Source organism: Pedobacter agri PB92 (assembly GCF_000258495.1).
GTDB classification, from domain to species: Bacteria; Bacteroidota; Bacteroidia; order Sphingobacteriales; family Sphingobacteriaceae; genus Pedobacter; species Pedobacter agri.
This window is the reverse complement of sequence record NZ_AJLG01000189.1, coordinates 1-8,898: the sequence shown is the minus strand read 5'-3', so window position 1 is coordinate 8,898 and position 8,898 is coordinate 1. Positions and strand designations below refer to the sequence as shown.

Annotated in this window: 7 protein-coding genes and 2 pseudogenes; 2 read left to right on the top strand and 7 right to left on the bottom strand. The window is 37.3% G+C overall.

Annotated elements, in window-relative coordinates; genetic code table 11:
- Positions 1 to 14 precede the first annotated feature (14 nt).
- A pseudogene (locus ON09_RS20260) lies at positions 15 to 371 on the top strand (MarC family protein); the annotation flags it as partial.
- Positions 372 to 663: 292 nt separating this feature from the next.
- Here ON09_RS20260 and ON09_RS20255 read toward each other — a convergent pair.
- From ON09_RS20255 to ON09_RS20235, 5 genes are all read right to left on the bottom strand, one after another.
- A complete protein-coding gene (locus ON09_RS20255; RefSeq protein ID WP_010602894.1) occupies positions 664 to 1,824 on the bottom strand; it encodes an RsmB/NOP family class I SAM-dependent RNA methyltransferase in 1,161 nt (386 codons plus the stop codon).
- Between the two features lie 17 nt (positions 1,825 to 1,841).
- On the bottom strand, positions 1,842 to 3,053 hold the full coding sequence (locus tag ON09_RS20250; protein ID WP_010602893.1) for an ABC transporter substrate-binding protein: 1,212 nt from the start codon (positions 3,051 to 3,053) through the stop codon (positions 1,842 to 1,844).
- Between the two features lie 107 nt (positions 3,054 to 3,160).
- The gene (gene guaA / locus ON09_RS20245; protein ID WP_010602892.1) at positions 3,161 to 4,690 is read right to left on the bottom strand and encodes a glutamine-hydrolyzing GMP synthase; all 1,530 of its coding nucleotides are present in this window, start codon (positions 4,688 to 4,690) and stop codon (positions 3,161 to 3,163) included.
- Between the two features lie 146 nt (positions 4,691 to 4,836).
- Entirely contained in the window at positions 4,837 to 5,292 is a 456-nt protein-coding gene (locus tag ON09_RS20240; protein WP_039843015.1) for a deoxycytidylate deaminase, read from the bottom strand.
- A 62-nt stretch (positions 5,293 to 5,354) separates the two neighbouring features.
- Positions 5,355 to 6,962 (bottom strand): MFS transporter, encoded by a 1,608-nt coding sequence (locus tag ON09_RS20235; protein ID WP_010602890.1) that lies wholly within the window; start codon positions 6,960 to 6,962, stop codon positions 5,355 to 5,357.
- A 153-nt stretch (positions 6,963 to 7,115) separates the two neighbouring features.
- On the opposite strand from ON09_RS20235, the gene ON09_RS20230 reads away from it, so the two are divergent.
- Positions 7,116 to 7,742 (top strand): LysE family translocator, encoded by a 627-nt coding sequence (locus ON09_RS20230; RefSeq protein ID WP_010602889.1) that lies wholly within the window; start codon positions 7,116 to 7,118, stop codon positions 7,740 to 7,742.
- A gap of 10 nt (positions 7,743 to 7,752) precedes the next feature.
- Here the strand turns inward: ON09_RS20230 and ON09_RS24490 are convergent, their stop codons facing one another.
- Entirely contained in the window at positions 7,753 to 8,316 is a 564-nt protein-coding gene (locus ON09_RS24490) for a hypothetical protein (RefSeq protein WP_157259027.1), read from the bottom strand.
- Positions 8,317 to 8,514: 198 nt separating this feature from the next.
- A pseudogene (locus ON09_RS20220) lies at positions 8,515 to 8,898 on the bottom strand (amidophosphoribosyltransferase); the annotation flags it as partial.

The following is an 8,898-nucleotide window of genomic DNA, read 5'->3' as shown; positions in this document are numbered from 1 at the left end:
ACGTACACACCTAATCGTTCGCTATTGCTGGCTCATTTGTAATTTTTTTCATTGCGATGGAAATGGTTTTAGGTTTAACCATCTTCAAAGAAGAAGCGCCAGAAACGGTTTCAATAGTGCCCCTTGCATTTCCGTTAATTGCAGGTGCCGGTACAATGACCACGCTGCTATCGCTCAAAACCGAATATCAAACTCAGAATATTTTGGTGGGGATTATCCTGAACATGCTTTTTGTTTACTTCGTATTAAAAAACACCGAACGCTTAGAAAAGCTATTTGGTAAAACAGGATTAAACATTCTTCGTAAAGCTTTCGGCGTAATTTTACTGGCTATCGCTATCAAATTATTCAGAAATAATACCGGATTGTAGATCAAAACCGCAACAAAGAATCAACTGTAAGCCAATCGTCATTTCCAACGAGACCGAGAAATCTTATCTACTATAAGATCGTACTGTAACAAAAATTTCGTATATTCATCTAAACATAAAGCTAACCAAAGATGAACAGCTTCGAGGAATATACATTAATAATCGGGGCAATTGCTGTTTTAATTGAAGCAGTAAAATACCTAAAAAAGAACTTCAAATCCTGGTTTGAGCATGTATAAACTTGTCTGAACGCTTATACTGACAAACATTAACAACAAGGTCTTTGAAGCTACTAAAGTCTGATCAGCCTGGCCACAAACATGGTATCAGCATTATTTTGATACCCTTTGATCACCTCCATTTTTTCTAATTCTAATGGCAAAGTATCTGTTAAGTGTTGTACTACCGCTTCGTTTTCAGCAGCAAAGGCAGAACAGGTAATGTAAATCAGGGGCTTCCCTGGCTTTAAATATTTTACTACGTTTGGCCCGATAGCTTTCTGAATTGCTGCGAATTGGTTAATCTTCTTTTCCTCAAAAAAAGTTAGCATTTCCGGCGTTCTTCCCCAAGTTCCGGCGCCTGTACAAGGTGCATCTAAAATAATACCGTCAAATTGATAATGATGCAAAACCTGATCATTATTCTTTAAAAGGTCTAACTCTTTTTTATGGTATTTTCTAATTCCGGCAAGGCGAAAACGTTCGTCAAGATTCATCAGTACTGATTCTCTTAAATCTGTAACCAACAGCTCAACTACAGGCTCCAGGCTGTGTAACAATAAGGATTTGCCACCCGATGCGGCACAGCAATCCCACCATTTATCCCATTTTTTAGGCTCGAAATAGCTTCCTGTATTCTGCGAAGATAAATCCTGAACCTGATAAGTTCCTTCTTTTAACACCGTTTCGAGTTTAGTACCATTCGGTAATGCTAAAGCAGTTTCTGAGACTTGATGAACTGTAATGCCTGCCGCCTCAAGCGTTGCTATGATTGATTTTATATCAGCCGCCGCAACCCTGATAAACAAATCGGGCTGCTTGAAAAACGAAGTAAAAAACTCTATTTTATTTATCCCTTCAGATAATTTATCTCCGAAAGGAAAAACGTCTTCCAGGTTAAAATCATGATATTTTTCTACAATAATTTTTATTTTTTCTGCCAGTGGAAGATGAATATCATCATGTAATGCTGGCATATTTTGCTCTACTACCGGACTCAAGGTTTCGTGGCAAAGAAAATCAGCAATGCACAGTCTTTCCTCGCGAGGCAAATTAGGCAACGCCTTCCCTAACCTAAAAAAACTGTAAACATGCCTGGTTGCCCACCTTCTGTCAGATGATCCCATTTGCTTGTTTTGTTTAAAATAGCCAGGCAGGAAACGATGTAGGGGCAAATTCCCATCATAAGTGTTTAAAATTTGTTCAAAAGCCCTTAACTGATGGTCAGCCCTCATAGAAAATAAATTGTAAATTATTCGATAATATTTAATGCAAAGTTTTTGAATTTCAACAGCATTAAACTGGTGTTAATATAGCCTAATTTTTCATCATGAATAAATGAAAAATTATTATGGAGCCCCTTATATTTCTCCTTTGTTATGTAGTCGCGGTAATCTTCCCCGTAATGAGAAAGTAGTTTGCCAAAATAAAAACCTACATCGAACCCTTTGTAGGCATATTCTCCAGGTTCGAAACCAAACTGTTTGCGATATTTTTTGATAAAGGCAATTACAGCAGCACTTTTATAGTCTATTTTATATGATGAACTGATTATGGTATTCAACGCCTGCACTTTATCCGTTGGGTAGTTTTGTTTTACCCAGTTGGGATGACCAAAAAGACTAATATTGTAGCCTCCGACAGGCAGATTCTTCAGCTTAAACAACTTATCAATAGTAGGTAAAACGAAAGTTCTATCAGATGATGTAACCAGAACAACATACTGCTTGCCTTTGATCATCTTTGTTTCAAAAGTATAAGCTGACGCATATTCCTGAACCACAAACTTTGTTTTGCTGGTCAAATAAGATCTGATGGGCGAAGCAAAGGCCTCATCTTCTGTTTTTCTGGGATTAATAATCACTACAATGGTATTTGCAGGATTAAAACTTTTTCCAATATAAGTGGCAATTTTTTGTGCATGGAGATCGATATTATTTACAATGGAAATGAGATTTGGATTGTTAAACTCTGAAGGATTAGATGCTGCCAGAGGGGAAACTACCGCAATATTGTTTTCCTTTGCGTAAGCAGCCATAAATTTTTGTCCGTCAGGAAACACCGGACCAACAATCAAATTACTTTGTTTAAACCGATCATTTTTGTAAAGCACAGCAATATGTGCATTGTCGTCTTGCGTATCAAAAACATTCAATTTGAAGTTTAAACCTGAAGCAGCTACCGAATCTAAGCCCAATTTAAATCCTTGATAAAAATCGATAGGCATGGCATATCTTTCTACATCAGCTTTGGTGGCTGTCTTTAAATTCAGCTCATCGAGTTTAAAGGGTGCAAGCAGGGAAATGCTAGCCTGGCTAAACTTTTTAACCACTTTTTTTTCTGCAGGTTTTTCTTTCTCAACAGGTTTACTGGTTTCGGTTTTTGGTGTTCTTATTTTAGGAGAACAAGCTCCTAAAACTAAAATAAAGAAAACTAAAATATAGTAACCGTTTCTAAAATTCATACCTGTTGTTTTTAACAAAATATGCTAGCAAAGTTTATTCCACCTTGCTAGCATAAGTTATATTTGATTAATAATATAGTTAACTGAGAAAAAAACGGTCAACTTATTTATTCCCATTCAATGGTTGCAGGTGGTTTAGAGCTGATATCGTAAACAACCCTGTTTATACCTTTCACCTTATTAATAATTTCATTTGAAATTTTTGCAAGCACCGGATAAGGCAGATGGCACCAATCTGCCGTCATACCATCTACTGATTCAACAGCACGAAGGGCAATTACATTTTCGTAGGTACGTTCATCACCCATTACACCAACAGATTGCACGGGTAAGAAAATTGACCCAGCCTGCCAGATCTTATCGTATAATCCAGCGGCTTTTAGTTCATTGATATAAATGGCATCAGCATCTTGTAGGATAGCTACTTTTTCTGCGGTAACCTCACCCAAAATACGAATACCTAAACCTGGACCTGGAAAAGGATGGCGGCCAAGAATCACATCATCGATTCCTAAAGCTTTACCTACCCTGCGAACCTCATCTTTAAACAGCGTTTTTAATGGCTCAACCACTTTCAGTTTCATAAAATCTGGCAAACCACCAACATTATGGTGCGATTTGATCGTAGCTGATGGACCATTTACTGAAATTGATTCGATCACATCAGGATAGATAGTACCCTGACCTAGCCAGTTTACACCTGTTACTTCATGTGCTGCATCATCAAAAACTTCGATAAAAACCCGTCCAATTGCTTTGCGCTTCAATTCTGGATCGGTTAATCCAGCAAGCTGACTTAAGAAACGATCTTTAGCATCGATCCCCTTAATGTTTAAACCCATGTGTTTGTATTGTTCAAGCACCTGTGCATATTCATCTTTACGCAGTAAGCCATTATCAACAAAAATACAATGTAAATTTGTACCGATTGCTTTGTGTAATAAAACGGCTGCCACACTACTATCTACACCGCCTGATAAACCTAAAACAACTTTATCATTGCCTAATGTTTGCTGTAATTCTGCAATGGTGGTTTCTATAAACGCTGCCGAAGTCCAGTCCTGGCTACATCCACAAATATCAACCAGGAAGTTTTCTAATAAAACCTTTCCATCAATACTGTGTGTAACTTCAGGGTGAAATTGTATGGCGTAAGTATTTGAATTTTTTATGTGATAAGCTGCAACCTTTACACTATCGGTACTGGCAATTAATTCAAACTCTTCCGGAATACTAGTGATGGTATCGCCATGACTCATCCAAACCTGAGAATCGATATTAATTCCTTTAAATAATTTATTTTCCTGATCAACAAAACTCAAATTAGCACGGCCGTATTCACGGGTCGAAGATGGCTGAACATCGCCTCCAGATTGTTGAGCGATGTATTGTGCACCATAACAAACAGCCAACAAAGGATATTTGTTGTGGTATTTTGACAAATCAATTTGAGGGGCATCATCCTGACGAACAGAATACGGGCTACCTGAAAAGATAACACCTTTTACATCTTCTGAAATTTCAGGAAGGTTGTTGTATGGATAGATTTCACAGTAAATATTTAGTTCGCGAACTCGACGGGCGATGAGTTGTGTAAATTGCGAACCAAAATCGACGATAATGATTTTTTCTTGCATCCGCAAAGATAGAGAAAGAAAGGGAATTGTTAAATTGTTTTCATGTTATTTTCTGGCTGCAAGTATCCATTGCAAGTTGTTAGCAATAAGCTTAAAAATTCAACAGTTTAGCCATTTCACAATTAACCAATTACTCCATTCACCAGTTAACCCATCAACTTCACTTCTACCCCAAACTTCCTTAAAAAATCAACACCTTCATCACTAGGTAAACCTTTGTAAGCGGCATAAGATTGAGAATAGTAGACCAGTTTTATCCCTGAGGATAGGATTAACCGGGCGCAGGCAATACACGGCGACAATGTGGTGTATAGGGTACAACCTTCTATCTTCGATCCATTTTTAGACGCATAAAGAATTGCATTTTCTTCCGCATGCAAAGCCAATGAGCAACTTCCCTTGCTATCTCTTGCACAACCATGTTCTGGCCATTCCTCATCGCAATTGTGTGTTCCGGCTGGCGGACCATTGTAACCGATAGAAATAATACGGGTATCCTTTGTTAAAACAGCACCAACATGGGCACGTACGCAATGGGAACGGGCAGCCAAATCGGTTGCGAGATTCATAAATATGGTATCGAAACTTGGTTTGTTAGTCATGCTAAAAATAAAAAAGCCACAAAGAATAAATCTTTGTGGCTGTAAAAATAGCTTATTAAAAATTAATGTCCGCCCTCTGCAGTTATATTTTCAACATCAATACCTTGTTTCTTAAGTTCACCACTCACTTTCCAAGCAAAGAAGATTAAATAGGCAAATCCCAATACAGGAATGATGTATGAATTGTGAATACCTGCGCTGTCGGCTAGTTCACCTTGAATTGGCGGAATAATTGATCCACCTAAAATCATCATAATAAGAAATGCTGACCCCTGAGATGTGTATTTACCTAAACCTGTAATGGCTAGTGAGAAGATGGATGGCCACATAATTGAGCAACACAAACCGCCACTTACAAAAGCAAAAATAGCAACATGCCCGGTAGTAAATAAGCCAATAACCATCGAAATTGCACCTAAAGTACCGAACAAAGCTAAAGTTTTAGCAGGTTTCTCTTGTCCGATGAATACCGCAATTACCATTACCGCAATACAAAATGCATAAATATAAAGATTGCTTACATCGGTTCCGGTTGCATGGTTAACCCCCAAAATGATACCAAAAGCAACAAATGGAACCAAAGCCGTTAGCACATTCTTTGTCATTTTACTTAAATTAAATGCACTCACTGCACCTGCCCACCGACCAATCATCATACTTCCCCAATATAAAGAGATGTATGGTTTAATATCAGCATCGCTTAAGCCCCCAAATTCCTTTAATTGCAATAAAGCACCAAGATTACTCTGAATGGTTACTTCAGTACCCACATACATAAAGATTGCCAACATACCCAAAACCAGTTGAGGATATTGCATAGCGCCCCAGCTACCAGGATTATTCTTTTTAACGAAATAACCATACAATAAGGCACAAAGAATGATTAAAAATGATGAGTATACAAAAATCGATTTACTAATTCCCGTTAAAGATGAAAATGGATCTGCAGCTGCAACCATTAAGAAACCCAGAATCATAACGACTAATGGACCTGTTGGTTTACTGCTTGCTTCAATTTTCTCAGTACTGGTTACATCTGGCAGTTTAGAAACGCCAAAAAATACTGCTACAGCAAGAAATAAACCAGCAAGAATATAATATAGATTGTTAATAGATGAGATTTCAACCACTTTTGCTACAGCATCATTTGCGGTACCAAAGAGCACAACACTCACAATAACCGGACCCATCAAACCACCAAAGTTATTAATACCACCAGCTAAATTAAGGCGGTGTGCACCACTTTCAGGTTCACCGAGAGCAACCACGAATGGATTCGCCGCCGTTTGCTGAAGGGAGAAACCTAACGCAATAACGAAAAATGAAAACAGGATAAATAGAAATGATCCAGAATGAACAGCAGGAACCATTAATAAAGCCCCGCCTGCTGAGATAATTAATCCAGCGATAATTCCTTTTTTATACCCGATTTTGTTTAAAATATCAACCTTACTCGCTTGCGATGCAAAATACAAGATCAAAGATCCGATAAAGTAGCCACCGTAAAAAGTGAAATCGATTAGTTGTGATTCAAATTGTGTTAATTTGAAATGGGTTTTACAAAAGGGAATGAAGATACCATTTGAAGCGGCAACAAACCCCCAAAAAAAGAATACAGTTATAATCGTGTATAGTGCTGTACCGTAATTTTTTGTTGTTTCCTTTGTCATTTTACAATTAATATATTTTAGTTTTAGTGGGGCTAAACATAGAATAAAAAAAAATTAAATAAGAGTAACTTTTATGCAACTAATGCAACAAAAATAAATATGCCATGTTTAGGTATAAAATTGCATATTCGCATATTATAAACAATACAATACATGTTTGAGGCCATATTATTAGGTATTGGGGCAGGGATTATTTCGTCGTTTTTAACAGGTCCGGTATTTTTTGCAATGATTAAAACCAGTATAGAAAGAGGCTTTATGGCAGGTTTTTCTTTGGCTATTGGGGTTATAATTAGTGATGTTATTTTAATTGCATTGGTGCTTTTTGGCAGTCAGTTTTTTGATTATAAAGCGAGCTTTGATAAATATGTTGGTTCCATCGGCGGAATTTTCTTACTCGCTGTAGGAATATATTACCTGGTATCGAAAATGAAGGTGAATTATGATTCAAAAACCCTTCAAAAAGTTAGCAAAAGAGGTTATGTTTTAAAAGGTTTCCTGATGTGCATACTTACTCCTTCAACGTTAATGTTCTGGATTATTGTCAGCGGAATCATTTCCGTTAAACTCAATAATATGCTAAATGAAAAACTCGTGTGTTTCTTTATTGCGATGGCCACGCAATTGAGCATTGATGGCGCAAAGAGCTTTTATTCCAGTAAACTCCGTTACAAAATCAAGGAAGATGCACTAAAAACGCTTAACAAAATAGCTGGCGTAGTAATCATCTTCTTTGCCTTCTGGCTGATTTACAAGACCTATATTCAGTTTTACGCCTGATCAAACAGATTTATAACACTTCATCAAGATTGTAGATATCGACATAATCTAGCAATCTGCCGCCGGCACAATTTTCCATATTTTGAAGACGATAATAGGCTCTGTCGCCCTTTTTTAAAAATACCTGAGTACCAGTTTTTTCGCAGGGCACACCTCCATTGTTATCTTTGATATAGGTTATGATGGTGCCTTCAAATGAAACCCGATTGGCATCCAGTCTTTTCATTCGTCCATTAATTTTAAGATATTCATTTTGGCTATTGGTTTGCTCACCCTTTATAGCAAACCAGTTATCTGCCTTCTTGGTTATTTCAGCAGTACCTTTCTCGCTTTCAAAACTAATCCACTGCAACCCGATCGAAACACTTTTGCTAACATTAATCTCAACTTTTGGAATTTTACTTTTAATCTCATCGCGTACATTTTTTAGTGTATCATTCAATTCAGATAACTTATTAGAAATGCTATCGCTCGTATTATCTATCGCGTTGGTTACCTTTTGCTGGCTACCATCAGAACAGCCGAAACCTAAACAAATGGCAAATATCAGGCAGGATTTTATCAGATTTTTCATAGTGGAATTAACATGTACAGCTGTCGAAATGTTTTTATCAACCTGGTAAATCTGGCGATTCTGATTAGTGGCGATAGTGCTAAAAAAAACATTCAGATTCAATAATCATTCGCGTTATGCCGTAAATGTTTCTTTTTATGCAAAAAAATAGCCCACATACAATGTGAGCTATCTATTCTTAAAATTCTTTGAGAAGTTTTAATATGCCCTCTGGTTGTTTCCTTCTTTCCAGTTGATGAAAGCCTTGTTCACTACTTTATTTCCGCCTGGAGTTGGGTAGTTACCAGAAAAATACCAGTCGCCTTTGTTTTTCGGACAAGCTTCATGCAAGTTTTCTAAACTCTGATAGATCACTTCCACCTCTGCAACTGTACCTTTTGGTGTAATAATTTGCGCAATTTTGGCAGAAATTTCTTCAGGCGTAAATGGTCTGTAGATATCCTTTACATGATTTATAATCTCCTCTTTAGGCAGCAATAAAGAAGCTTTACATTTCGCGTAAACATCTTCAATAACCTGCCACATGCCACGCTCAGTTAGTAACTGAATTGCTGCATCGAAAGCTACAAACTGCCCCATCCT

What these genes read in the sequence shown, in the direction of transcription:
- guaA (WP_010602892.1), bottom strand. Translation starts at nt 4,690, where the DNA reads ATGCAAGAAAAAATCATTATCGTCGATTTTGGTTCGCAATTTACACAA.
- ON09_RS20250 (WP_010602893.1), bottom strand. Translation starts at nt 3,053, where the DNA reads ATGAATTTTAGAAACGGTTACTATATTTTAGTTTTCTTTATTTTAGTT.
- ON09_RS20240 (WP_039843015.1), bottom strand. Translation starts at nt 5,292, where the DNA reads ATGACTAACAAACCAAGTTTCGATACCATATTTATGAATCTCGCAACC.
- ON09_RS24490 (WP_157259027.1), bottom strand. Translation starts at nt 8,316, where the DNA reads ATGAAAAATCTGATAAAATCCTGCCTGATATTTGCCATTTGTTTAGGT.
- ON09_RS20230 (WP_010602889.1), top strand. Translation starts at nt 7,116, where the DNA reads ATGTTTGAGGCCATATTATTAGGTATTGGGGCAGGGATTATTTCGTCG.
- ON09_RS20235 (WP_010602890.1), bottom strand. Translation starts at nt 6,962, where the DNA reads ATGACAAAGGAAACAACAAAAAATTACGGTACAGCACTATACACGATT.
- ON09_RS20255 (WP_010602894.1), bottom strand. Translation starts at nt 1,824, where the DNA reads ATGAGGGCTGACCATCAGTTAAGGGCTTTTGAACAAATTTTAAACACT.